Below are 25,945 nucleotides of genomic sequence, written 5' to 3'. Positions count from 1 at the left end.
TTTTAAATAATTTATAATTATCATATAATAGTAGATATATATTTAGCTATAATTGTAATACAATAGTAATAACTGGACAGTTAGGGGTGTTGTAACTAGGTCGTTTTTGGGCTTGGGGAAGAAGAATCAACGGAAGAATCGGCATCTCTTTCTGTTAATCTAGGGAGAAGGTTGGTATAGATGAGCAACAGAGAAATGAAGACAGATTTCATATTAATTGGGGCCGGAATAATGAGTGCCACCTTGGGAACACTTTTGAAAGAATTATTGCCGGACCGAAAAATTACCGTGTTTGAGAAACTCTCTGAGGCAGGGGAAGAGAGTTCAAATGAATGGAATAATGCAGGAACAGGGCATGCAGCACTTTGTGAATTGAACTACACAGTTGAAAAGCCGGATGGAAGCATTGATATTAGTAAAGCAATAAGAATTAACGAGCAGTTCCAAGTTTCAATGCAGTTTTGGTCATACCTTGTTAAAAACAAGCTGATCCATAATCCACACGAATTTATCATGTCGTTGCCACATATGAGCATGGTACAGGGGGAAAGGAATGTTGATTTTTTAAAGAAACGTTTTAAAGCGTTATCAGAAAATCCCCTATTTCAAGAAATGGAGTTTTCAGACGATGCTGAAAAACTAAAGGAATGGATGCCACTGATTATGGAGCACCGGACAGCTAAGGATCCAATTGCAGCTACGAAAATTGACAGTGGTACAGATGTTAATTTTGGCTCCCTTACACGGATGTTATTCAAACACCTTGAGAAAAAGGAAGTCGATGTCTTTTATAAACATTGTGTTCAAGATATTAAAAGGAACAGTGAAGGTTTATGGGAACTTAAAATTCAAAATCTTATTAGTGGAAAAATCGAACACCATACGGCAAAATTTGTTTTTATTGGAGCAGGAGGAGGCAGCCTGCATTTATTGCAAAAATCGGGGATCCCTGAAGGAAAACAGATCGGAGGGTTTCCTGTAAGTGGAATCTTTTTGGTATGTAATAACCCTGAGGTTGTTGCCAAACACCATGCCAAAGTATATGGTAAAGCAAAAGTTGGGGCACCGCCTATGTCAGTACCACATCTAGACACCCGTTTTATCGATAATAAAAAATCACTACTATTTGGACCATTTGCTGGGTTCTCACCTAAATTTTTAAAAACAGGTTCTAACATGGATTTATTGAGTTCCGTTAAAACGGATAATCTTTTCACAATGCTTGCTGCAGGGGCAAAAAACATGTCTCTTACAAAATACTTAATTGGGCAAGTGATGTTATCCAAGGAACAACGAATGGAAGAGTTACGTGAGTTTATCCCAAATGCTAAATCGGAGGACTGGGACTTAATCGTTGCAGGTCAACGTGTACAAGTAATTAAGGATACTGATGCAGGAGGAAAAGGTACGCTTCAATTTGGTACAGAGGTAATTACTTCTGCTGACGGATCGATTGCAGCATTGCTAGGTGCTTCTCCAGGTGCTTCTACCGCTGTACACGTTATGCTAGAAGTGATTTCGAAATGTTTTCCTGAATATATGATGGAGTTTGATTCCAAATTAAGGGAAATGATTCCTTCTTATGGGTTGTCCTTAATGGAAAACCCGGAACTTCTGAAACAAATAAAAATGTCAACCGCTCAAATATTAGGTCTAAGCGAAAAGAATCCTGTGCATAGCTAATACGAAGGCACCTTCCAGATTTGGAAGGTGCCTAGTAACTAAACTAATTTCGTATTAAATAATCAAATGCTCCAAGTGCTGCAGTTGCACCTGAACCCATGGATATAATGATTTGTTTATACTTTGCATTTGTACAATCTCCAGCCGCAAAGACCCCTGGAATATTTGTTGAACCACTAAGATCTACGACAACTTCCCCATGTGCATTCATTTCTACAGTATCTTTTAACCATTCGGTATTTGGGATTGTACCAATTTGTACAAATACACCTTCAAGTTCAACATGTTGTTTTTCTCCTGTCTCCCTGTCGGTATAAGAAATGCCATCGACTTTATCGGTACCAGTAATTTCTTCAATTTGGGCATTTTTAATGATGCTTACATTTTGAAGACTGGATAGACGATCTTGTAATACTGGATCAGCTTTTACTTCCGAACGAGCTAATAGTGTGACATGCTTAACAATTCCTGCTAAATCTATTGCTGCTTCTACACCAGAATTTCCGCCTCCGATAACAGCTACATGCTTTCCGGCAAATAACGGTCCATCACAATGGGCACAATATGCGACTCCTTTATTTCTGAACTCGGTTTCACCTGGTACGCCAGCGTTACGCCAACGGGCACCTGTTGAAAGGATGACGGTTTTACTCTTTAGAACAGCTCCATTTTCCAATTCGACTTCAATATAGCCTTTTTTCTCAATGTGTTTGGCACGTTGCAGGTTCATAATATCCACATCATATTGTTTCACATGTTCTTCGAGTGTGGCAGCAAGCTTCGGACCTTCTGTATAATTTACAGTAATTAAGTTTTCGATGCCAACTGTGTCTAATACCTGTCCTCCAAAGCGATCGGCAACAACTCCAGTGCGGATTCCTTTACGTGCTGAATAAATCGCGGCACTAGCACCAGCAGGACCACCTCCGACAATCAATACATCAAATGGGTCTTTATTAGCAAATTCGGATGCATCTGGTCCACTCCCAAGTTTAGATAGTATCTCTTCCAATGACATGCGTCCGCTTTCAAAGAATTCACCATTTAAATGTACAGTTGGAACAGCCATGATTTTTTTCGTTTCTACTTCTTCTTTAAAAGCAGCTCCGTCAATCATTGTGTGTGTGATGTAAGGGTTAATTAAACTCATAACGTTCAAAGCTTGAACAACATCTGGGCAGTTATGGCAACTTAAGCTCGCGTACGTTTCAAAACGATATTCGCCATTTAGATTTTTGATTTGAGCGATTACTTTTTCATCCACCTTCGGGGCACGCCCACTCACTTGTAATAAAGCAAGCACTAAAGAAGTAAACTCATGTCCAAGAGGAATTCCTGCAAAGGTAATACCAGTGTCTTCACCTGGACGATTTATACTAAAGCTAGGTGTTCTTTCTAATGTAGTCCGTTCTACTTTAATACTGGATGACATAGCTGCTAATTCATCCACTAGAGCAGACATATCGTTTGATATTTTATCTGTCCCCACACTTAATTTAATATGTACTTCGCCTTCCATAAGTTGTAAGTATTGGGATAATTGGGATTTAATTTCTGCATCTAACAACATATAGTTCGTCCTCCTTTACTACTTGAAAAAATATTACTATGTGCATAACACCATTATACTATTTAAAACACTGGGTTATCTTAGAAGAATGTGAAGAAATTGACAACAATTTGTTTAACAATGACTATCTTTTTATAATTATTTTAATTACATATTAATTATCATCTAAATGTTTTCTTTTGTCAACTAAATAAGTTCGATATTCCCAAATCATGGGTGGCACTTGCCTCTCTTTATGGTATATGATTAAAAAGGGTGAGAGATATGTTAAAAGAGATCATACTAAATGAGAAAATCATTGAAGTTCAACGCTTTGAGCATCGAGTTATTAATGGATTGAATGAAATCTCAGTCAACTTTAAGGTGCAGAGTGAGGATTATCATGAGGTGGCGATGCTATTATATGAAGGGACCTTCAATGTAAAGCTACCTCATTTAGACTTAGTATTTAGAGGAGTAATTCAGCAATACTCTACATCGATTACAAATCTATATCTAGAACATCAAGTTGGAGATTATTCATTAACATTGCGTGAAATCGATGAATAAGAGAGGGGAGAGGTTTAATTGAAATTAAGTATTTTGGATCAGTCACCAATCTCTTCCAATCAAAGTGCAAGGGAAGCTTTGGAGGGGTCTGTTAAATTAGCTCAAGCGGGTGAGAAGCTGGGGTATTCTCGTTACTGGATTGCTGAGCATCATGATTTACCTGGGTTAGCTTGTCCAGCGCCAGAAGTCATGCTGGGTTGTATTGGCGCTCAAACGAAGAAAATCAGGATCGGTTCGGGAGCGGTTTTGCTGCCGCATTATAAACCGTATAAAGTGGCAGAGGTTTATCATATGTTGGCTACTTTATTTCCGGACCGTATCGATATAGGTATTGGTCGAGCGCCTGGTGGTTCAGCCGAAGCAACAAACGCATTATCTGATAACTTTTTACAACAGGTTTGGAAAATGCCAGATTTAGTTAAGGAATTGCTTCATTTTTTACATAATGATTTTCCTGAGGGGCATGAGTTTTCAGGGATAAAAGCCTCTCCGACCCCTGACATTGCGCCAGAGCCATGGTTGTTAGGTACTAGTATAAAAAGTGCTCGATTGGCAGCAGAAAATGGTTTGGCCTATGCATTTGGACAGTTTATGAGTGACAATGATGGAAGGGCGATCATTCAAGAATATCTCGAATGCTACAAACAGAGAAAAAGGGATCAACATCCACAAGTCATTTTAACTGTATCAGTCATTTGTGCTGAAACAAATGAAAAAGCAGAGGAGGTTGCTTTAAGTTCCCTCATTTGGTCTCTGCAAAAAGAAAATAGAGAAGGAAATCAAGGTGTACCATCCATTCAAGAAGCAAAGCAGTATATACTAAACGAAAAAGAACAAGCAACATATTCGAAACTGAAACAAAACATGATTATTGGTAATCCGAGTTTTGTAAAACAAAGACTTAAAGAAATGCAGGCTTTTTATAAAGCAGATGAAATCATGATCGTAACGATTACCTACTCACCAAAAGACCGAATAAGTTCTTATCAACTAATTGCCAACGAAATTTTCTAGGGTAACTCTAATTTTAAGTGTGCCTAGTCCTGTCGAAAAACTGGAACTAACAAACTAGGCACCAGATTATTATTCGATTTTAAATTCTGCATGATCCCCTATAACATGAGGCACTCGAATGCTAATGATGAAAGTATCATCTTGGAAAAAGGAATACACACCATAGGGGTTTTCGGTCATTGATGGAAGGTCCGCTTGTTTGAAGCCGTTGATGAGTTCCTCTACAGTGATTTGTTTTAAGTAATCTCTTACAGCCAGAGATAACTCTTTTACATTAGGAGAATTTGGGTCCCTATTTATATATGATGCTTTATTAAACTTGTCTATAAATTCCTCATTGATGGTGATTGTGTTAGGTAATCTTATTTTTTCTCCAGTGCGCATGTCAATGTTTGTTGTGAAAAGCAAGTGACTAGGATACGCACCGCCGCTATAATATCCTGAATAGACAATACTTAAAATATTCTCGGTCTCTGTCATCACCTCATAGTCCATTTCTAATGTAGCAATATCATCTTCATATTGATTGACAAACTCAAAGATCTCTTCTTTTATAATTCCATTGATTTGCTTTTCTTTCATATTGCTTTGCATTTCGGTGATTTGTGGAAAGTGTACACGAAGATCTCCTTTTTCATATGTCGCTCGCTTTAGTTGATAGAATACAGTTTCTTTATTATCAGCCTTAGATGGTTTCTTTTCCTCTATCGGTAACTCCTGCTTATTGACGGGAATATACTCAGTTTCAGCCACTCCCTCACTCTTACAGCTCGATATAAATAAACAAATAAATACGAGAATTAGACTTATTTGCACCCTTAATGAACTTCTCATTCATCATACAAATCCCTTCATTTTTAAAGTAGAGTTATCATCAATATATGATGTATTTCTGGGTTTCATGTAACCATGAAGGGTACTTATAATTTCTGAATACAACTTAGTACCTCAGTATCAAGCAAACAATTGCTTCTTTTTCCAGCTTCCCCATTTATAGTACGAAAACGAGAAGATGCTGCTAATGATAAAACTAATCCCTATTCCTAAGGCAATTCCGTTCTGTCCAATTAGTGCAGAACACAAATAGGTGAGTGGATAACGAAGTAGCCAAAATGAAAGGATATTTAGAACCAGTACTTGATACATAGCACCAGAGCCACGAACAATCCCGTTTAAAATAAAGTTAAGACCAATAAATGGGTAGAAAAAAGCAACTATTTTTAAATAATCAGCCCCAAATATAACTGCTTGTTCTTCTTTAATAAACAAACGAGTTAGAGGGGTGGCCAATAGGAAAACAAGAATCGCAATTGCGAGCATCATGGCAAAATTGAACAGGGCACCATAAATGGCAATATCCCGTACCCGATCCCAGCGGTTGGCACCGATATTTTGTCCTGCCATGCTGTTGACAGCTGTTCCTAACGCCATCGCAGGGAGTATGATTAAGCTATCAATCCGCTGAGAAGCTCCAAAACCAGCAACAACTGGAGCACCGAAAGAATTGACAACGGTCATAATTGCGGTGATCCCCGCATAGATGACGGTCATTTGTAGTCCTGAAGGGATTCCGAGTTTGAGGATCAAGCTTATCTCCTTCCACTTTGGTAAAGAAGGCCAAGTAAATGGGACGACTTTAAGTTTCAGGGTATACATAAATCCAAGTAAGAATGCGATTCCTTGTGAAAAGACAGTTGCAAGAGCAGCGCCTTCGATTCCCCAATCAAAAACCGAAATAAATATAGGATCTAAGACTGTATTTAAAATAGCTGCTATCATTACAAACTTTAATGGTGTTTTACTGTCCCCTAAAGCCCTTAATACGGTTGAGATGAAATTGTACCCCATTAAAAATAAAATACCGAGAAAATTAATTTGCAAATAGGCCATTGCTTCGTCCAACATGTCAAGAGGGGTATTCAAGAACAGTAGTATTTGTTGAGAGAAGAGATATCCTATAATCCCAACAAGAATGGAAAGTAAACCAAGTACAATAACAAACGCATTTACATAAGTTTTTAATGCGTGCTTGTCTGATTTCCCTTTTTGTTGAGACAAAATCGTTAATGCAGCATTATTGATTCCGATAATAAACGATAAGACGGTAATTACGATAGTAGATGAGATCGTAACGGCACCAAGGGCATTGGCACCTAATAGATTTCCCACCCAGAGGCTATCAATAAATTGATAGGATACTTGTAATAAATTAGTTAACATAATCGGTCCTGAGAAAAAGAGTAGCTGCCTCATCACGGGACCTTTTGTAAAATCGTGTAATGTCAAAGAAATAACACCTCTTGTCATCTTAAATAAGCTTCCTTATAATTCTAACAGACTATGAAGAAAACTTTAAATACTCTGCCGTATTTTATACTCTCATATAATTGATGAGGGCCTTTCTTTGTATGTTACATAAAAATGTAAAGGACATGCGAAGCTTGGGCTGGAAGGCATTGATCTTTTGAAGATATAGAATTGAATGGAGAACTAAGGGAGGGATATTAGCTAAGGATTCTACCTAGGGGAACTTCAACCTTTTTCTAAATAATGGTCAGTGTCTGGCAAAAATAGAGATTAATGTGTAAGTTGTGGTTTGTAGATAGAGCTGGAAATCTATTTTATTGAGGGAATCCAGCTAACCCAATTGAACCGGAGTAAAGTGCCAGCCACTTCTAAAAACTTGTTTGTGCCTGGCACCAGATAGCTCTCATACCTACTAGTCTACAATAATATATCCGATCATTGGCCCGTTTTGTTCGAGGGTATGGTGTGCTGAACAGATTAACCGGTAAGTACCTTCCTTGTCAAAACGAACAGTGATTTCGGTTTCTTTTCCTTTTTGGACAACTCCTTTATAATCTGTTCCTTCAATATAAAATGGATGTTCTTTCCCATTCACTCCATATATCTTTAACGTAATATCTTGCTCTTTCGGGACGACAATTGTACCTGGATCCCAACGGTAAGATTCAATTTCCTTTCCATCTTCCGTTTTCGTAGAAAATTCACTTGTTACCATATTAATGACATAAGCGTCTTCTGAACTGACAGCTAAACCGCTAGTTGGGACGGGGGTCGATTGGTTCAAATACCATGTACCTAAAAATACAAAAGGTATGGCAGGTAATATAAAGAATCCTAGCTTTCGCGTTATATTAGACTTCATGGATCATCCTCCTTGAAAGGTTGTCTCTAGAGTATATGAAGAAGAGGAAGGGAACTTGTCTATTTTTCTCACGAACGATTGATATGATCATTTTTCTAAATTATCTTACCTGTTTTAAACAGTATTCTTATCATTCGAACATAAGAAATTATTTCCTCAGCAAAATCTTAATGCGTAAATTTCGATCATCATTTAGCGCGAAAAAAAGCAACGACTGGTATGTCGTTGCTTTGAGAATTTCTCATTCGATTTTGCTGTTTATCAGGCTAAACGGGCAGTAAGACCCGCCTAAAAATTCTGAGCAAAATAAAAGAAGATAGGTGAGGGGGGCAACTGCCCGTAAAACTCAGATTATTGAAATAAGATTTATCTTTAGGCTTTAGCCCTTAGATAAATCATCAGGCTCTTAGTGACTTACCGTCAGTGGGGATGTAAGAATAGCCTACTGACGGAAGTTTCAGTTTATATCAAAAGGTACCCTTAAATACCATGCAACCTAAATTAAATGTGATTTTCCATTTCGATTCTTTCATAGGCGAATTGATATGTGTTTTCAAGAGTGCGATCATTCATCTGCTCTAATTGGTTTAAATCTCCACCGAAATAAGCCACTAAAAATTGAATCATGTTTTCACGCTCTCGAATTGACATCATTATTAAATCATCTCCTCTTATTTGATATATAACATATATACTATGTTATTAACTATTATATAACAGTAAAACTGAAAAATCTACCCTTAAAATGTAAAATTTCAAAAAATACAACGTCCATTTCATTAGATTGATTAATCCTTCCTTAATAATGATAGAATAAGCTTGAGGTGAATGAATTTGAAGAAAAGAATTGGATGCCTACATGTCCATCATTCTAATATTGATTATATAGAAAAAGCCACTACTCTTTATGATATGGAGCTCATCCATTTTGTAGACCCTGGACTTATGAATCGGATTACAAATGATGAGGGATTTAGTTTAGAGAATGCGAATGATAAAGTAAGGCAACAAATTGAATGGATTGCCAAATGTCAAGTAGATGCCATCTTGATTACATGTACACACTACATAGCTCTTTTAGATGATCGAGACTTGTCCGTATCGGTACCGATTATTAAAATTGATGAGCCGTTCTTTGAAGCAATTTGTGAAGTTCAGCAACCTCAGACTATTCTATTCTCAAATCCAGAGACGGTTGATGGAACGATGAAGAGGTTAAATCAATACGCTAAAAACCATAAGAAGACGATAGGGGATATTGAAGTTCGAGTTTTAGAAAATACATTCGAATTCTTCATGAAGGGTTTACAAGAAGAATACGATCAAGCTATTACAAGTGCTCTCAATCACGCCATAAGTGCAGAAAACCATGTTATATCTGTTGCGCAATTATCTATGGTAAATGGGGCAAAGCGTGCTGAACAGCAAACAGGACGATCAATTATCAATCCGTTAGACTCTTTAGTTTCTTACCTCGTTCATCGATGGAAAGGATAAAACAGGACGGCTCTCATTGTTGTTAAAACGAGAGCCGTCCTGTTGCTTTTCTTATTTAAAGAAGCCTAAAACAATTTTTAAGTTTTCTTCGTATAAGTTAAAGTATGCTTGTTGAGTAGATTTAATTTGATTTTTAAATTCTTCTCTGATTTTTTGTTGTTGCTCAATGCTGCTTTGAACTGTTTGTTTAAATTGCTCTTGAGTTTGATTTAATAAATTAAGACCTTCTTTATAAGGCTTTAACGTAAATTCTTGTACTTGATTTGTTAATGTATCTACTTGTGCATAATATTGATCCACTGCGTTACTTACAGATGGGCCATATACAGATTGAAGGTTTGATTTAGTTGTTTCACGAAGATTTTCATAAAAATTTTTCTGTTCTTCCTCAATTTTAGAAAGATCTAAATTGAAAACTCCATAAGATCCATTTTTATTGTCTAAAGTTTGTAAAAATAGGTTTTCAAGTTCAGTTTGAGCAGCAAACGCTCTGTCTATGTTTTCTGACCATGTATTTAATAAAGACTCGTTAAGACTTGCTACTACTTCTGAACCTTTTGTTAAGTCACGCTTTTTTGTTACCTCTGTTACTACGATTGTTCCTTTTGCTGTTTCTGGATTTTTTGTACTTTGTGCCATGAAAATTCCTCCTATTGAATATAATAATTGAACACTCTTCTGTATTGAAAAACTTCTACTTACCAAGAAGTTTTACTTTTCCTCTTTGATGATATTTATAAGTCCATATGTGTAATTTACACCTAAATGAGATAAAAGTAAAGCTATTTTTCTGAAATTTACTAATAATTTATTTTCAATTTATAAGAACTGTGGAAGCACATCTTATGAATACTCGTTCGACTCATGGTAAAATAGTTGGTATTAAACGATAGAAGAGGTGGGACTTATGAAAATTACATCGATCGAACCAACACCTAGTCCGAATACGATGAAAATTAATTTGAATGAAGAGCTTCCGATGGGAAAAAGTCATAATTATAAAAAGGAGTCAAAAGAAGGGGCACCTGAAGTGATCCAAAAGGTACTTGAGATTGAAGGGGTCAAAGGGGTTTATCATGTAGCAGACTTTTTAGCAGTCGAAAGAAATGCCAAGTTTGACTGGCGAGAAATATTACCGCTAGTTCGAAAAGCGTTTGGACAAGACGAAGGTGAGGAAAGTGGAAAGGGTCAGAAAATAGATGAGCATTTTGGTGAAATTAAAGCGCAAGTTCATATGTACAAAGGGGTTCCTGTTCAGATTAAGTTGACTGACGGAATGGAAGAAAAACGCTTTGCTTTGCCCGAAACTTTTGCTAAGGCTGCTCTTGATGTACAAGGGCCAGATGATAATCTTGTAATGGTCAGAAGATGGAAGGATTTCGGTGTCCGATACGGAGAAATGGACCAAATCGGAGAAGAAATGAAAGAGGAACTGATAGCGGCATATCCAGCCCAAAGGCTAGAGGAAATTGTTAGGGCCGCCCAAAATCCTGATAAGCAACAAACTGGAAAGGCACGAAAAAAAGTTGCATTAGATGAATTTACGGATCCCGATTGGAGAAAGCGATATCAGCTTCTCGAACAAATGCCGGATCCGACTACTGAAGATCTTCCATTGCTCCAACAAGCTTTAAAGGATGAGAAAGCTTCCATCCGACGACTTGCAACGGTCTATCTAGGAATGATTGAAGATAAACAGGTACTACCGATTTTATATGAAGCATTGAAAGATAAAAGTGTGACAGTAAGAAGAACAGCGGGAGATTGTTTATCTGATTTAGGTTATTCAGAGGCAATTGAGGCGATGATGGTAGCCTTAAAGGATGATAGCAAACTGGTCCGCTGGCGGGCAGCAATGTTTTTATATGAAGTAGGGGACGAAAGAGCTTTGCCTGCATTGAAAGAAGCAGAACAGGACCCTGAATTTGAGGTAGGTCTTCAAGTGAAACTGGCGATTGCTCGGATTGAACAGGGCGAAGAAGCTAAAGGTTCCGTATGGAAGCAGATGACCGAAGCTCGGAAAAAATAACAAATGCCAAGTGCCAAGTGCCGGGCCTGTTCCTCTGGCAGAGGCTTGGCGCTTTCTAACATAAACTTTTTATAAGGCTTAACGAGCAGTAAGACCTCCACCTCAAAAGTCTAAGTAAGAGAAGATAGGTGGGGGATCAACTGCCCGTAAAGCTCCGAAATAATGAACACAGACTAAATACATCTGCGGCAACGTCTGCGTGACTAGCAAGCTGCAGGCCTCAGGCTTTCCATATCAGTAGGGGATGACAGAAAATCCCACTGATGGAAGTTTCACTTTATATGATAGACTTGTCTCCACGTTTTAAATCATGCTTTTATCAATACGTTGTTTTGTTTCGATGGTATTTTTATAGCTTTTATGAATAGCAGCTTGGACATTTCCTATATAGACCTTATCGCTCAGCAATAAAAGATTAACTTCAATCCCTTGTTTTGCAGAAGTAGCTGCTGCTTCCGCCATGTTGGCGCTTCCAGCTAATTCCCCTAACACACTCTTGTTAGCAATAGGGATCAATTGTACAATCCAACTTAAAATAATTTCACAATTTTTAACAACAGAAACTAATGGATCTGTTGCTTTTTTCATTGCTTCTTCATACTTAACAGGAAACGCTGATTTGAATTTTGTGGCCTTCACGACCTCTGCAAGTGCAATCATATCCTCTGTGGCAAGTCTCATGCATTGATGACGTATACCTTCAATCTCATTTAACGATATAGGCATTTTCTTTTCATTGTTAGTTACTGTCACCTTATAGGACATTTCCAGCAACGAGGCTGCCATTGCAGCAATGGTTGAGGCTGCACTACCGCTAGCCGGATTTGGAAATTCGGGAGACGCTAATTTTTCAAGATATTCATATACAGTTAATTCATCTATCCTATTCAGATTCATCACCTTTTCCTTAATATTCCTAGTTGCTAAGTACTTTTTTCCATTCTTTTAGAGAAGGGCTACAAAAACCTCTCTAAACTTTTCACGGTCTTCTGCTGTAAAAGGTTTGGGTCCTTTTGTGCGTTTGCCACTTTTTCGGGCCATGGCACTTAAATAACGGGTTTGTAATAATTGGTCGATGTTTTCATTCGTATAAATGGATCCTTTGTGGTGTATAACCGTACAGCCTTTTGCCAAACCAAGTGAAGCAAGTCCATAATCTTGCGTTACAATCAGATCACCTTTTTGTACTAATTTCATAATCCGGTAATCAGCTGCGTCAGCTCCAGAATCAACATAAATGGTCTCAACACCAGCTGGCTTTTCTACATTAGAATAATGGGAAAAACTTGTTACAAGGATGACGGGAATTTCGGCTTTCGTTCCTTCTGTAATAATTATATCTTTAACTGGACAGGCGTCCGCATCTACATAAATTTTCATCTAGTCGCTCCAATTAATTATGAGATTTTTATAAATGGCAAATAGAAAATAAAGGATATTATTTTATACAGATTTTCCGTCAGTTGGGACTGAAGAAACTTTATGATGGAAGTTTTACTCTAAAAAAATCCATCCTCAACTAAGAATTCATATCCTTAAAGCTGTCTGAAAAATAGGCAAAGCACCTAATTTGAATACCCACATATATTAGCTTCTGTGAGAACAATTAGGAAGGAAGTCAGTTATGAACACAAATCAAGAATTGACCATTTTGAACACAGGGCAAAACCAAATCCATAATGATTATAAAGTGATCGAAGTGAATGTTTCAAGTTCTACAGAAGGTTTGTATGCCGTGTGTACACCTGTCAAAATTAAGGATCAATGTAAAATACTATGGGAGAAGTAGGTTGGCTAGGAGCAATTTTAATACAAACAAAGATAGCCAGGCGGCTTCCAAGTTCGGAAGCTATCTGGCTCTATTTAGGTTATCCCTAATTTACTAATTTAAATTCGTGAACCCAGACTTTCATTTCTGGAAGCCATGGCATTCCAGGGTGAATGGATAGAATTGATTGCTTGTAATCTTCAACCGATTCATAGCCTTCTTTGCGTGCATCTTCATCGGTTAATTCCCCTAAAGATTGACGGTATATCTTTTCTACAACAAATTTTTTTCCTTTTAACTCCATAATTTCACCTGGATCAGCGTATCGTCCATTCCGTCTTGTTGCTGTTTTCTGTCCGGCCAATACTTTTTCAACATCTTTATCAATTGTCACAAGGCGTTCAATAGTACATGTTTTTGGCGGCAATTCTTGGTTCTGTATGTAATCTTTCATTGAAATAACATCCTTTCTAAACCATGCGTTTAAATAAAGTTGAAGGGAAAGACTACAACGATACGTTGTTAGTCTCCTTCATATTATAGAATGTCCAACAGAAAAGTGCCACTATCAACTAATTGGACAGTGGCACTCTCCTTGTTTTTAACTTAGTAAAAGCCTTTTTTATCAAGATTAACGGGCATTAGAGCCCCACTCAAGATTCTAAGTACAATCAAGATGAAAGGTGAGGAATCAAATGCCGATAAAGCTCCGAAAATTGAACACAGACTAAATATGTCTGCGTGACTAGCATTTTGTGGCTAGTGCTTTCCAACAGTGGGATGAAAGACCCTCCTCTAAAGGAAGTTTCACTTTATTCCCAGTTGTTACCTTGTTGAGAAGATTGCCCCTGTAACTGTTGTTGTAGGGCTTGTTGTGACTGTGTCAATTGATCCGTAATTTGATTCAACATATTCATGGATTGAAGGGATTGCTCCACATTGCTTAACATTTTTGCGGTTTGTTGAATCGATTGCTGCAACTGTTGAAACGTCTTTTGTTGTTGCTGTTGTGCCTGTGAACTAAAGCTTTGCATTTGTTTTAAAAGTTGATTTGGTTGAAGTGATTCCTGTTCTGATGATTGTTTATTACTTTGTTGCTCATTGGCTCCAAAATTTTTCAGTGTTGACTGGATTTCTTTCAATTGATCCTTTAAAGGTGCTAGTTCTGATGCGATTTCCTCTTCAGCTTTTGCTGCTGCAACTCTTTCAATTTTCGCTAACTCTGCAGATTTGGCTCTTTCCTTAAACTCTTTTTCCTTGTCATTTCCCATCGCCATTTCCTCCTTGAACTGATTTTCTGGAGATGATTGAGTGTCTTTAACGCCAGCTGGAATTGGCTTCAATTTATTTTTAATGGTTCTAAAGTTTAACGAAGCAGCTAAAAACAAGATAATTAGGAAGATCAACACACCATAAATGGCAATGCACCTCCATTTCATGACTAACAACTTTCATGTTAGACAAAGATATTATTTACTAGCTAAAAGGATTTTATTTTGCTTTTATGGCGATACATAATAAATGGGTGTGGAAGGAAAAAGTGTTAATAAAAAAAGGTGAAATACCGAGAGATAAACAATATTACAAAATAAGTTGGTATTATTCATTTTAATTAAAGAAGGCAAAATATGAGTGATTTAAACATATTATTTGTTCAATGATGACTATAGTCTCATGAATTTTTATAATATTCAATCTAATATAAAAGAGTAAGAAGCAGACAAGATTAAGGAGTGTGATGATTCTGAAGCTAAATATCATGGCAATTGTGTTGTCTTCTTCGATTTTACTTGTAGGGGGTTTGCTTTGGGGAGGGAATTCGGCTAAAGCAGCAAGCGAAAATAAACCCATTATTCCTGATGCTCATAATATCCATGAAACCTATTTTGATGGGATCGACGGAAATTGGCTGACAACGGCAAATCCAAAACAATTCGTTCAAGCAACACTCTATGGTAACATTGGCCTGGCACCCACCAATTGGGGGGACGAGAAACAAGGTACTGGCTGGCATCAAATGTATAAACCTGCACCAATTACAGGAACTCAAGTAAATGGTATTTTTGATGATGCACAATTTGTGATTCGAGTTCCTGATCAGTGGAATGGAAAACTTGTTGTCTCAGGGATTCCAGCAACAAGAAACGAAACTTCTACTGACCTGTTATTCAGTGATTTTGTCCTTGAAAAGGGTTATGCATTCGCAGCTATTGATAAAGGCACACAGGGAGAGACTTCAGATACTGATACTTTTGCAAAAGCTAAAAATGCCCTGGTAGACGATGATGATAGTGTCGCCGAATGGAATCTTCGGTTCCGCCAAGTAACAAAAGCTGCTCAAAATTATTTGACAGAGGATTTCAAAGACCAACTTATCGAACCAACTGAGGCCAATCCAGCGAGTCATTTAGTTAGCGATACCCATAAAGTACCAACCTATGCAATGGGGATTTCCAATGGCGGCTATGTCATCCGTTATGCCTTGGAAAATGATGGGTTTGAAAAAACGGGAGAACCTAGACTATTTGATGGTGGAGTAGACTGGGAAGGGGTTTTATGGACTGAAAAAACGCCAAATCTTATAAGTGCTTTAACCCCGGTTGTAAACAATGCAGAGCAAGCTATTTATGGAACTGGTAAAGAAAAGGAAAAAGCGATAAAGAAATTATATAAAGCAGGCCTTCCAAAAGGATCAGAGAAATTATGGGCTTATCATGATCAAGTTTATTGGTTTGTTACATTAAACATTTACCGTGATCATTTTGATCCTGGCGCTCCAGGGAGTATCCCATGGCAGGATTACTTAAACTTCAATGGTAACGTGAGGGATCGTTCTTTCGATCACATCTTTGAAAACTATAAATACGTAACACGGCCGAAAGCGGTCAAAGAAAATATTAAAGCTATTGCCAATACAGGAGATATTGAGGTTCCATTAATTAGTTTTACAGGGTCACTAGATGCTTTAATTTTCCCGGAAATCCATGCCGAAGGGTATCAAAAATTAGTGAAAAAAGCGGGTAAAGACCATCTTCATCGACTTTATACGATTGAAAATGGCAATCATGTAGACAGTCTCGTCTGGAATGGAGGTGCCGATCCGGATAAAGAGCTTCAGCCTTTGCTTCCATATGCTCATCAAGCTTTTGATTTACTAGTTGATTGGGTTGAAAACAATGACGGACCTCCAAATAGCAAGACCATTCCTACACCAGAAAATCCTGTTAAAGTTATCGATATAAAAACAGGTCAAGAAAGAGACCCACGTATAACTGAATAAAATAAGAGCTGGTTTTTAAATTCTCTTTTTAAAAATTAAGTGACCCAAGAGTCGTAAAGAGACAAGATATGTTGAAAACCTTGAAGATTTATTAGGCTTAACGGTCAGTAAGATCTCCACCTCAAGATTCTAAGTAGAAAAAAAGAAGATAGGCGGTGGATCAACTGCCCGTAAAGCTCGGATTGTTGATATAAGATTTATACTTATAAAGATAGTGCAGGCATCTTCCGTAAAATTGGAAGATGCCTGCACTTGTTTCTGTTGCATTTTTTCTTTTAAATTAGTGCTTTATCTTTTATACTAGTATAATATGCGTTAAATTTGAACAAACAGGATATGAATTCAAATGATCTTGATAAGATAGATGAATTATTGCTTTACCATAGGAGGTACATGGAATTGACCGTGACAAGAGGAGAAACAATGGTTGCTGAGATCAACCGATTAGATGAAAAAGGTTCAGGACAAGCTGTAGTATGGCGTGAAAATGAAGAAGGCAATCTTAAGAAATTAAAACTAACAATCCCGCAAACATTGCCAGGTGAAAAGGTAAGGGTAACGGTGGACCGGCCGGACCGAAGAAGATGGAAGGCATTGCCAGATGAGATTGTAGAGGCGAACTCTCAAAGAACGGAACCACCATGTCCGCATTTTGATAAATGTGGAGGATGTGTATGGCAGCATTGGACTTATGAGGGACAACTGCAACATAAGACGAATTATGTAAAACATGCGATTGAATCCCAAGGTTTTGATCCGTCTTTAGTACAAGAAACGATTGGAATGGACGATCCATGGCATTATCGGAATAAAATGGAGTTTACTTTTGCGCCTGACGGCTCGATGGGACTTCATGAACAAGGGAATTTCCGTAAAATTATTTCCCTTGAAACTTGTTTAATCGCAGGAAAAGAAATGGTAGAAGCAGCGATGGAAGTTGCAAAATGGGCTAAGCAACATGAATTATCTGGCTATAACAAAGATGCTCATGAAGGTTTGCTTCGCCATTTAATGGTAAGACAATCGTTTGCAACTGGAGAAATTATGTTGGCCTTGTTTGCAACAGAGGGGCCCCAAGATCATCTACAAGAGACGGCTGATGATTTAGTAAAACGCATTTCGGATAAGTTTCCACAAGTGAAGAGCCTATTATGGATGGAAAACACGGATTGGGCAGATCGAACACAGTCCGAAAAAACACATGTACTAGCAGGAAGAGACTTCATTTATGATGAAATGGACGGGTACCGTTTCCGTGTCTGGTTTGATACGTTTTTCCAAACAAATCCAACTCAAGCACAAAAGTTAGTTGATTTAGCGATTGAAATGGGACAACCAGTTAAATCGGAAAAAATGATTGATCTTTTTTGCGGAGTAGGTACGTTCTCTTTACCTTTTGCAAAACAGGTAGGGGAGTTAGTAGGAATTGAAATCGTTGAAACGTCAATTGAATCGGCTAAGCGCAATGCAAAGGATAACGGCATTGAAAATGCTTCATTTTTAGCAAAAGATGCTAGAAAAGGTTTCGATCAAGTAATAGAGGAATTTGGTAAACCTGAATTATTACTACTTGATCCGCCACGTTCAGGTGCTGGGGGAAAAGTGATGAGAAGGATTGGCAGAGCGCAGCCAGAACGAATTGTCTATGTTTCATGCAATCCATCCACGTTTGCAACGGATATTAAAGAACTAGAGCCCTTTGGTTATGAACTACAAATCGTACAACCCGTTGACCTGTTTCCACATACGGTGCATGTTGAGTGCTGCGCTGTACTCGTTAAAAAATTGTAGAGCAATAATAAACCCCTGTGCCATACAATAAACTCAGTCATAGGACTCCTGTAGGAAACTTGTAGATAAAGGAAAGAAAAAAAGACAGAATAAAAAGGATGGGAGCAGGAATCCCATCCTTTTTGCGTAAACAAAAGCCTATTAAATCAGAATTTATAGGAGATACGGAGAAGAAAAAGAGTGAAAAAATGCAGGAGTCGTGCAGAACTCTTTTTTGTAATGAGTGAAAATTAGGTGGCATAGGAATGCGGGTTGGAGGGTAACAATACAATAATATTTCTATAAATATATTTTTTCACTGTTAAAATAAACAATTTCCCTTTCAGATCCATAATTAAATAAAAATAAAAATAAAAGAGATTATATTTTGAACAGGAGGAGTTCTTATGTCAGTGGTCATGAGTGGTAAAGATGTTGCAAATCGAATAAAAGAAGGAATCAAACAAGACATACAGGAACTTAATGCCAATGAAATTTCTCCATTAGTTGCGATTATAAGAGTTGGTGATCGGCTGGATTCCATTGGGTATGAAAGGTCAGCTATAAAGGTAGTAAATGAGTTGGAAATTAAATCGCAAACTTTTCATTATCCAGAAGAAATAACAGAAGAAGAATTTATTACTGAATTTAAAAAAATAGATGATCGCAAAGATATTCATGGGATCTTACTATTAAGGCCATTACCAGAGCATATTGACACTGAAAAAATTAGTATGATTATACACCCAGATAAAGATATTGATGGAATGAGTCCATATAATATCGGGAAAGCTTTATCGCCAAATATAGGAGATTTTATACCTTGTACACCAGATGCTGTTTTGAAGACATTAGAATATTATGATATGGATGTACAAGGAAAAGATGTAGTAATTGTCGGACATAGCCTCGTTGTTGGACGACCACTATCTACACTATTAATGGATAAAAATGCTACTGTAACGGTATGTCATTTACATACAAAAAATGTAATAGAAAATTGTAAAAAAGCTGATATTTTAATTTCAGCAGCTGGTAAAGCGGGCTTAATAACAAAGGAACATGTTAAAGAAGGGGCCATCGTCATCGATGTAGGAACAAGTTATGACGAAAGTGAAAAATTAGTTGGAGATGTTGCTTTTGATGAGGTGAAAGAGAAAACGTCTTATCTTACTCCTGTACCTGGTGGAATTGGTGCCATTACAACTACAATTTTAGCACAACGTGTAGTCTTTGCAGCTAAAAAACAGTTGCAAAAGGGATTTTGATTTTTCAGTAGAAATCGTTGCGGATAATAAAAGAGGTTAAGTGGAGTATTAATTGGTAAAGGAGAGAGGTCATTTCGTCAGTCTGCTAAAGTGTTAAATTGCTAGGGATTGACCCTTATTCTTTAAGTTTTAACCTTGCAATATTTTTTAATAGTCCTAGTACTATAATAATTAATTATGATTCCTTACTAGTAGATATCAAATTATCAGTTCAGTTGCAACAAAATAATAAGGTTTATTGACGGTATGAATTATTGTCCTAAAATAAAGACTATTAATAAAAACATGAAACCTTTTATTCAGTTAATCGTAGAAAGAATAGAGGGAGTGATATAAATTGAAAAAGTATATCGTCTTTATTTCAAGCTTTGCTGTCTTTTATGGTCTGTTTCAAATTGTATCAGGTTTGATTATAACAGCTTTTCACAATCCAACCTTTGCGTTAATGAATTCCAATTTAAGCCAAGAGGTATCATTTGGAAATATAGGAGCATTTCCTTTAGTTACTATTTTATTCATAGCTACATTAGCTTACTTCTTTACACAAAAGTTAGGGACAGTCAAACTAAAAAGTGTTTTGATCAAAAAGTAATAAAAACAAGAAAAGCGGGAGAACGTGACACCCGCTTTTTTCTGTTGGCTGTATTACTATTTCATCATGTCAAAATAATTATTATCTTGTCTTTTTTAATAAATCCATTAATTCAGAGGCACTCTCCCAAAATTCTATATGTTGATCTGCGTAAATGATTGCTTCTGATTTCTCTCCAAGTTGATAATCGTTAGGGAGGAATAAGGGAATGTTTTTCTTACCTAATAAATAATCAGGTACAAATGGATTTTGCTGCTTGGCATTTTGAAGAAGCAGCTTTACTTTAGAAGTTACTCCATTTTGAAAAAATTCAATGAGTACCCTGTTATAGGTCCCATTTGCTGTCATACTTTCATTGAATTTGTTTAGAAGAGCTTCCGCTTCCTTAAATAAGCCCCGTTCCATCAAAGCAGTAAGCAATTCATACCGAACACCTTGATTGTCATGTTGATTTAATTCTAAAAGTTCCTCATATTGCTTAATGGCCTCTACTAATCTGTCAGTATCCCTGAGTAGTTCCGCATATTTGAATTTTGCCCTCATATAAGGGCGGGTACGAACAATTCCCCAGAAATCGCCAATATTTTCTCCAATAAATTTTTCCCCTAGATCTTTTTCTCCCGCCTCAATCGCTTTTAATAAAAGCTCTTCTTCTTTTTGAGGGTTGAATTCAAAATCAGCGTAAATAATATAAGCATCTGGACTGTTTGGGTATAATTCTAATGCCTTTTTCGCTAACTGCTTTTTCTGAATTTCAGAACTTGATTCATAGGCATCATATAATAATTCCTGAGCTTTTACTTTGTCCGATAATGCCTTTTTAGATGTGTGAGAATTATTTATGCGCTGGTTTAAGAATAGATTAACTTCATCCAGTGATTCAAATTTTTGATTCTGCAAATCACTCTCTAATCTAAAAAGTTCTCTTTCTGTGCTAATACTAGTATGTGAATGATTATTCGATAAATCTTCATCATTTTCATAGAATAGATCTTCGTCATCATTGACGGAAGTATCGTCGAAGATTTCCTCAAAGTCGATGTTATTAAGTTTTTCCTCTAGATCTTCAATTTCATCTTTTAGTGTTTTTTCGATATCCTTGTATTTGGCTGATAAACTACTGCTAGAGATATCAAACTCCTCGGCTAATTGATTTCGAGTCATCCATCCACCGAAGGGGATAAGTTGATCAATTAAGTAGATTAATGCAGCGATATAAATGCCCGTTTTAACAATCTTTGGATTTCTTTTTGAACAATACTGATGCCAAAGGTAAGTTCCCAGCTTAATAATAATTTCATCATGCGAATTTGCCATATAGTCTTTAAACCCATGTGCTACATCATAATGTTTTGGTGAGATCCACTCAAGGTCCTCCATCGTAGGTTCAGGACCAAAAACAAAAAGGTTAAGGGCTTCTGGATAATTTTTGTTTAAATAATGAGTAGGATTAGTCTCCTCATTATCCTCAAGTAATTGAAAGACCGCTTCTTTAACACGATTAGTTAAGTTAGCAGGTAAATCAATAAAAGAGGTAAAGAAAACGAAAAATTCATTTACGGGAAGGATGGTGCCAATTACAATTCCATCCGTTTCTACTGGATGGTCATCATCGAGCACTTTTACCTTATATATATCATTAGTGAAGATGTCTTCTAGTGTTAAAAGCTTGCTTTCATTTTGATCTTGCACGATGGCAATGATAGGTTTTGTTTTTTTCCATGATAGTAAAATATCCTTTATTCTTCTACGAGTCCACTTATAACTATTTTTATCAATGTACTGTTCTAAGATTGTTTTTCCTTCTATTTCAATCGAAGTGATATACCAGGATACGGTAAAAAAGTGAAACATTTCAAGAGCTTCTTCGGGAATGAACAATTCTGATAGCCGTTGGGCTAGGAAATTATTCATCTCCTCTTCATAAGTATTTACGGCAAAATCAATTATATCAACCTGCAAATCTCTTAATTCTTTATCCAGTAAGGATTCTATGGAAATAACATTGCTTTCCCCACAACATTTCTTATATTTTTTTCCGCTCCCACATGGACACAAGTCATTTCTACCTACTTTTTCCACTAATTTTCATCCTCTGTTCATTTATAGTTTTACGATTAGTTTAAATAATTATACAGTTAAATGTGTTCAAATTAAAGTGAATGTAAGATAGTGAAATTTTAACGTTAACTATTTGCGTATATGCCCAAACAAAAAATAAAGAGTGAGCACAGCCGAGCGAATAGATTTGTTATATTTCTAATTTTGTTAAAGCCTGTCATATGGCAGCAGGTTATCTTTTAATTGCTCTGCGATTATAGTTGTAAATTTTGAAAGAATCCCAGAAGTATTTGGTTTAATTTTTAAAAGTGCTTTCGGGGCTGAAGAGTTATTTGGCGGCATTATTGGTTCAGCTGTCATGTGGGGAGTAAAACGCGGTCTTTATGCAAATGAAGCAGGTCAAGGTACAGGTGCTCACCCAGCGGGAGCTGCTGAAGTATCTCATCCAGCAAAACAAGGGCTAGTACAGGCGTATTCTATCTAATTTTTAGTAGTGACGTCAACCGCTATGATGATTTTATTCACGAACCAATACAATGTAATCAACGAAAAGAGGGGGGCTCTTATTACCGAAAATCTCCCGGAGTTGAACCAGGACCTGGTTACACACAAGCAGCAGTTGATACTATTCTGCCAGGCTTTGGTCCAGAATTTGTTGCTATTGCCCTATTCTTCTTTGCTTTCACTACCATTTATGCCTACTACTATATTGCTGAGACAAATTTAGCCTATCTTGTTCGTGGTAAACATAGAGCCAAGGCATTTATTGCATTAAAAATTGTCCTGTTAGGAGCCATTTTCTATGGAGCAATCAAAACTGCAACAACAGCATGGGCTATGGGGGATATTGGACTTGGAATTATGGTTTGGCTTAACTTAATTGCTATATTATTACTATTCAAACTAGCCTACACAGCTCTATTAGATTACGAAGAGCAGTTGAAGCAAGGAAAAGACCCTGAATTTAATTCTTCTAAACATGGAATTAAAAACGCTGACTTCTGGAAAGATGGTTATGTAAATTCTCAAAAACACAGTGGTCAGAAAATTCAAGATACAGTTGAAAAAGATCCTTTTGATAGTGGACTTTAATCAATACAGGGAATAACTAGACTTGGTAAATTAACCGATGGGAATGGCTTTCAAATAAGTGATTAGGTATGTTAATAGGGCAGATCAGAGGATCTGCCCTATTTTCATGTCAATGAATGTCTTTAATATATTCAATGATAAAATCTAGTAAAAGTGTTCTAATTTTAATAGGACGTACATATTGTATATTAAAAGGTCTAATGTAATTAATAGGAGGGCTATTTAAATGAAACTATTAAAAAACCGAAAAAGAATTTTAGGAAATAAGCGAATTGGTGTGCTCAGTAACTTAATTTACGATGAATATGATCAAAAGTTAACGAAGTTGTCAATGTCATGCGAGATGAGTAAATCAGAGCTGACCGAACAACTTTTGCAGATTGCATTAGATTCGCCAAATGTCGTTGAGTGGTTACAAGATAAGTATAACAAGGTGGAGGAATATCGTGTACGCCCGTTAAAGATTAATAATAAGATTCATTATTAACATCTCTCGGTTTGTTTGCTGAGAGATTTTTTTTGTTTTAAATAGAGTGTAGGCGAATACACACTTCACAACGTACAAGTTGATTATAAGTAAAGAGTGAATAGGATGATGGAGACAAAAGAAAAAGGAGTGCCTTTTATGTTTCCATATCAATTCTATCCTTATAATCAATATCCAAATGAACAATTGAATTACGACCAATCAATTCCTTATCAATCAGATAATTATTACAATGAGGAGAGGACATTTGGCCAACCATTGCCGTTTCCATCCCCGGGAGGACCGCCATCAGGACTACCAGGATCACAGGGGCCAATGGGGCCACAAGGGCAAGGGCCACAATCAGGACCGCCAAGCTCTCCGCCACCGGCTTTTGTACCGGCGCAAACACATCAACAAGTAAGTACGTTTGCGGTAGATCCAGGCAGCATTAGAAGATGTTTATTTAGATATACGTATGTATGGCAAAGAAATCGCCAACAATACTGGCTTTATCCTATTTTTGTTGGTAGAAACTCTGTCTCCGGATGGCGTTGGAATGGCTTCTCTTGGGTATATTTTGGAGTAAGTCTTCGTGAAATTGAATCATTTACTTGTGTTTAAGAAAAGTGGAAAAGAATGAATAGTTGAAATCATTATAGTTGACTTAAAACTTAACTTTGTTCGACCAATTAAATGATTGTTTGTATTGGGAGAGAAGGGAGAGTTACTATCGTAATTAGGGAAACAATGCTATTAATTCATGCAAGATGCTTGATGACATAAATTTTAATTCCTATTAATTTATCAGATTAGTTCTGTATATATATATATGAATAAAGGGGATAAACTCTAACAGGAGAGGTTGCCAATGGACAATCGGAAGAGCAAATTTCGTTGGATTGTCTTTGTTTCTGTTATGCTCACATACTTATTGATGTCGAGTCAGAGAACGGCACCGGGATTAATCACAAACCAATTGATGGGGGAACTTCATGTCACTGCTTCAACCATTGGATTATTGGCAAGTATTCAATTTTTGGTTTATACAGGTTTACAGATACCGATGGGAATATTGGCAGATCGGTATGGACCTAATTTTTTCCTAATCTTTGGAGCAACCTTAACGGGGCTTGGTACGATCATTTATAGTTTGAGTACCTATGAAGGAGTCTTGTTTATCGCCAGATCTTTAACAGGACTTGGAGATGCGACGATTTGGGTGAATATGGTGATTATTTTGGGCCAATGGTTCAAAGCAAAGGAGTTTGTACGATTAATAGGCTTTGCGGGAATGACTGGCAGTCTAGGATTTCTTTTGGCGACAGTTCCTTTTTCGAAAGGGATTGATTTCCTAGGTTGGAGAACGATGTTTTTCTTTACAGGATGGAGTTTGTGTTTATGTGGCCTACTTCTTTATTTTGTACTTATAAAAGTTCCTAAGCACTCTCTTATTTCCGTAAAAACAGAAAGCGGTCGTGAAAAAATTGGGAAAACTCTTATTAGAATGGTTTTTAAACGGCAGGCATGGGCCTTATTTTTTTGTCATTTTGGGCTAGTAGGGGCATTTGTCGGATTCGTCGGTTCGTGGGCCGTGTCCTATGGAATGGATATGTATGATATGTCTAGAAGTGAAGCAAGCAAATTGAATATGATTGGAATCATTGGGGCACTGATTGGTGCTCCTCTTTCAAGCTGGATTTCTAGTTTGCTAGGAAAAGTAAAAAAGCTTTATATGACTGTTCATATCATCATTTTACTGAGCTGGGCTTGTTTTCTTTTATTTAAGGGAAATCCTTCACTTATCTTGTTGTTTTTCCTTTTTTTTATAATTGGCCTATGTTATGGGGCAAGTACTTTAACGTTTGCCGTTGTTCGAAAAACATTTCCATTAAAGGAAGTTGGTTTGGTAACAGGGTTTGCAAATACGGGTGGTTTCTTGAGTGCTGTTTTGCTGCCAAGTGTTTTTGGGTTCGTATTGGAGCGAGCTTACTTAGCTACAGGTAGTATGACTGTTGGCTATGAAAGGGGCTTTATTATTCCTGTGATTTTTTCGGTAGTTGGTTTAATTGGGGTATTAATAATACAAGAAGACCGATCGCAAGAAATAGAATTTAGTAATAAGAAAACTTGAAAA

General features: G+C 36.9%; 24 protein-coding genes and 1 pseudogene. 14 read left to right on the top strand and 11 right to left on the bottom strand.

The features are described 5' to 3' along the window. Positions 1 to 180: 180 nt before the first annotated feature. Entirely contained in the window at positions 181 to 1,683 is a 1,503-nt protein-coding gene (gene mqo, locus R4Z10_RS12640; protein WP_338469658.1) for a malate dehydrogenase (quinone), read from the top strand. 43 nt (positions 1,684 to 1,726) lie between these two features. Here the strand turns inward: mqo and ahpF are convergent, their stop codons facing one another. Next, the gene (gene ahpF / locus R4Z10_RS12635) at positions 1,727 to 3,253 is read right to left on the bottom strand and encodes an alkyl hydroperoxide reductase subunit F (protein ID WP_338469657.1); all 1,527 of its coding nucleotides are present in this window, start codon (positions 3,251 to 3,253) and stop codon (positions 1,727 to 1,729) included. Positions 3,254 to 3,517: 264 nt separating this feature from the next. Here ahpF and R4Z10_RS12630 point away from each other — a divergent pair, with 264 nt between their 5' ends. Both R4Z10_RS12630 and R4Z10_RS12625 read left to right on the top strand, forming a co-directional pair. After that, positions 3,518 to 3,802, top strand: coding sequence for a DUF3219 family protein (locus R4Z10_RS12630; RefSeq protein WP_338469656.1), 285 nt, complete (start codon positions 3,518 to 3,520; stop codon positions 3,800 to 3,802). A gap of 18 nt (positions 3,803 to 3,820) precedes the next feature. Next, on the top strand, positions 3,821 to 4,816 hold the full coding sequence (locus R4Z10_RS12625; RefSeq protein ID WP_338469655.1) for an LLM class flavin-dependent oxidoreductase: 996 nt from the start codon (positions 3,821 to 3,823) through the stop codon (positions 4,814 to 4,816). Positions 4,817 to 4,885: 69 nt separating this feature from the next. Here R4Z10_RS12625 and R4Z10_RS12620 read toward each other — a convergent pair whose 3' ends face one another. The 4 genes from R4Z10_RS12620 to R4Z10_RS12605 form a co-directional block, all read right to left on the bottom strand. After that, positions 4,886 to 5,569 (bottom strand): DUF4163 domain-containing protein, encoded by a 684-nt coding sequence (locus R4Z10_RS12620; RefSeq protein WP_338469654.1) that lies wholly within the window; start codon positions 5,567 to 5,569, stop codon positions 4,886 to 4,888. 201 nt (positions 5,570 to 5,770) lie between these two features. Next, positions 5,771 to 7,123, bottom strand: a complete 1,353-nt coding sequence (locus R4Z10_RS12615; RefSeq protein WP_338469653.1) for an MATE family efflux transporter — start codon at positions 7,121 to 7,123, stop codon at positions 5,771 to 5,773. Between the two features lie 412 nt (positions 7,124 to 7,535). Further along, positions 7,536 to 7,985: a cupredoxin domain-containing protein gene (locus R4Z10_RS12610; protein ID WP_338469652.1), complete on the bottom strand. Its 450-nt coding sequence runs from the start codon at positions 7,983 to 7,985 to the stop codon at positions 7,536 to 7,538. 501 nt (positions 7,986 to 8,486) lie between these two features. Further along, positions 8,487 to 8,639: a BH0509 family protein gene (locus tag R4Z10_RS12605; protein ID WP_338469651.1), complete on the bottom strand. Its 153-nt coding sequence runs from the start codon at positions 8,637 to 8,639 to the stop codon at positions 8,487 to 8,489. Between the two features lie 174 nt (positions 8,640 to 8,813). Between R4Z10_RS12605 and R4Z10_RS12600 the strand changes: the two genes are divergently transcribed. Continuing rightward, the gene (locus tag R4Z10_RS12600; RefSeq protein WP_338469650.1) at positions 8,814 to 9,482 is read left to right on the top strand and encodes a hypothetical protein; all 669 of its coding nucleotides are present in this window, start codon (positions 8,814 to 8,816) and stop codon (positions 9,480 to 9,482) included. A gap of 51 nt (positions 9,483 to 9,533) precedes the next feature. Here the strand turns inward: R4Z10_RS12600 and R4Z10_RS12595 are convergent, their stop codons facing one another. Next, positions 9,534 to 10,121 (bottom strand): hypothetical protein, encoded by a 588-nt coding sequence (locus R4Z10_RS12595; protein ID WP_338469649.1) that lies wholly within the window; start codon positions 10,119 to 10,121, stop codon positions 9,534 to 9,536. A gap of 268 nt (positions 10,122 to 10,389) precedes the next feature. On the opposite strand from R4Z10_RS12595, the gene R4Z10_RS12590 reads away from it, so the two are divergent. Continuing rightward, positions 10,390 to 11,511, top strand: coding sequence for a conserved virulence factor C family protein (locus R4Z10_RS12590; protein ID WP_338469648.1), 1,122 nt, complete (start codon positions 10,390 to 10,392; stop codon positions 11,509 to 11,511). 303 nt (positions 11,512 to 11,814) lie between these two features. On the opposite strand, the gene R4Z10_RS12585 is transcribed toward R4Z10_RS12590, so the two are convergent. Then, complete coding sequence (locus R4Z10_RS12585) at positions 11,815 to 12,408, bottom strand: cyclodeaminase/cyclohydrolase family protein (protein ID WP_338469647.1); 594 nt, start codon at positions 12,406 to 12,408, stop codon at positions 11,815 to 11,817. A gap of 48 nt (positions 12,409 to 12,456) precedes the next feature. After that, positions 12,457 to 12,891, bottom strand: a complete 435-nt coding sequence (locus tag R4Z10_RS12580; protein WP_338469646.1) for a YaiI/YqxD family protein — start codon at positions 12,889 to 12,891, stop codon at positions 12,457 to 12,459. Positions 12,892 to 13,135: 244 nt separating this feature from the next. On the opposite strand from R4Z10_RS12580, the gene R4Z10_RS12575 reads away from it, so the two are divergent. Next, on the top strand, positions 13,136 to 13,300 hold the full coding sequence (locus R4Z10_RS12575; protein ID WP_338469645.1) for a hypothetical protein: 165 nt from the start codon (positions 13,136 to 13,138) through the stop codon (positions 13,298 to 13,300). Positions 13,301 to 13,385: 85 nt separating this feature from the next. Here the strand turns inward: R4Z10_RS12575 and R4Z10_RS12570 are convergent, their stop codons facing one another. Then, on the bottom strand, positions 13,386 to 13,733 hold the full coding sequence (locus R4Z10_RS12570) for an ASCH domain-containing protein (RefSeq protein WP_338469644.1): 348 nt from the start codon (positions 13,731 to 13,733) through the stop codon (positions 13,386 to 13,388). A gap of 358 nt (positions 13,734 to 14,091) precedes the next feature. Further along, on the bottom strand, positions 14,092 to 14,718 hold the full coding sequence (locus tag R4Z10_RS12565) for a hypothetical protein (protein WP_338469643.1): 627 nt from the start codon (positions 14,716 to 14,718) through the stop codon (positions 14,092 to 14,094). Positions 14,719 to 15,017: 299 nt separating this feature from the next. Here R4Z10_RS12565 and R4Z10_RS12560 point away from each other — a divergent pair, with 299 nt between their 5' ends. The 4 genes from R4Z10_RS12560 (at position 15,018) to R4Z10_RS12545 (ending at position 20,189) form a co-directional block, all read left to right on the top strand. Further along, positions 15,018 to 16,559 (top strand): alpha/beta hydrolase, encoded by a 1,542-nt coding sequence (locus tag R4Z10_RS12560; protein ID WP_338469642.1) that lies wholly within the window; start codon positions 15,018 to 15,020, stop codon positions 16,557 to 16,559. A 399-nt stretch (positions 16,560 to 16,958) separates the two neighbouring features. After that, on the top strand, positions 16,959 to 18,350 hold the full coding sequence (gene rlmD / locus R4Z10_RS12555; protein ID WP_338469641.1) for a 23S rRNA (uracil(1939)-C(5))-methyltransferase RlmD: 1,392 nt from the start codon (positions 16,959 to 16,961) through the stop codon (positions 18,348 to 18,350). Positions 18,351 to 18,736: 386 nt separating this feature from the next. After that, positions 18,737 to 19,597: a bifunctional 5,10-methylenetetrahydrofolate dehydrogenase/5,10-methenyltetrahydrofolate cyclohydrolase gene (locus R4Z10_RS12550; protein ID WP_338469640.1), complete on the top strand. Its 861-nt coding sequence runs from the start codon at positions 18,737 to 18,739 to the stop codon at positions 19,595 to 19,597. 337 nt (positions 19,598 to 19,934) lie between these two features. Further along, the gene (locus R4Z10_RS12545; RefSeq protein ID WP_338469639.1) at positions 19,935 to 20,189 is read left to right on the top strand and encodes a hypothetical protein; all 255 of its coding nucleotides are present in this window, start codon (positions 19,935 to 19,937) and stop codon (positions 20,187 to 20,189) included. Positions 20,190 to 20,270: 81 nt separating this feature from the next. On the opposite strand, the gene R4Z10_RS12540 is transcribed toward R4Z10_RS12545, so the two are convergent. After that, positions 20,271 to 22,271: an SEC-C metal-binding domain-containing protein gene (locus tag R4Z10_RS12540; protein WP_338469638.1), complete on the bottom strand. Its 2,001-nt coding sequence runs from the start codon at positions 22,269 to 22,271 to the stop codon at positions 20,271 to 20,273. A 200-nt stretch (positions 22,272 to 22,471) separates the two neighbouring features. Between R4Z10_RS12540 and R4Z10_RS12535 the strand changes: the two are divergent. The 4 genes and pseudogenes from R4Z10_RS12535 to R4Z10_RS12520 all read left to right on the top strand — a co-directional run. After that, positions 22,472 to 23,342: pseudogene (locus R4Z10_RS12535) on the top strand (alanine:cation symporter family protein); the annotation flags it as partial. A gap of 226 nt (positions 23,343 to 23,568) precedes the next feature. Then, positions 23,569 to 23,829 (top strand): hypothetical protein, encoded by a 261-nt coding sequence (locus R4Z10_RS12530; RefSeq protein ID WP_338469637.1) that lies wholly within the window; start codon positions 23,569 to 23,571, stop codon positions 23,827 to 23,829. 138 nt (positions 23,830 to 23,967) lie between these two features. After that, positions 23,968 to 24,432 (top strand): hypothetical protein, encoded by a 465-nt coding sequence (locus tag R4Z10_RS12525; protein WP_338469636.1) that lies wholly within the window; start codon positions 23,968 to 23,970, stop codon positions 24,430 to 24,432. Positions 24,433 to 24,679: 247 nt separating this feature from the next. Then, the gene (locus tag R4Z10_RS12520) at positions 24,680 to 25,942 is read left to right on the top strand and encodes an MFS transporter (RefSeq protein WP_338469635.1); all 1,263 of its coding nucleotides are present in this window, start codon (positions 24,680 to 24,682) and stop codon (positions 25,940 to 25,942) included. Positions 25,943 to 25,945 lie beyond the last annotated feature (3 nt).

The organism is Niallia sp. XMNu-256 (assembly GCF_036670015.1).
In the GTDB taxonomy this organism is placed as follows: domain Bacteria; phylum Bacillota; class Bacilli; order Bacillales; family Cytobacillaceae; genus Bacillus_BD.
Note: the sequence above shows the minus strand (reverse complement) of the source record. Positions and strands in the feature narration are given on the sequence as shown.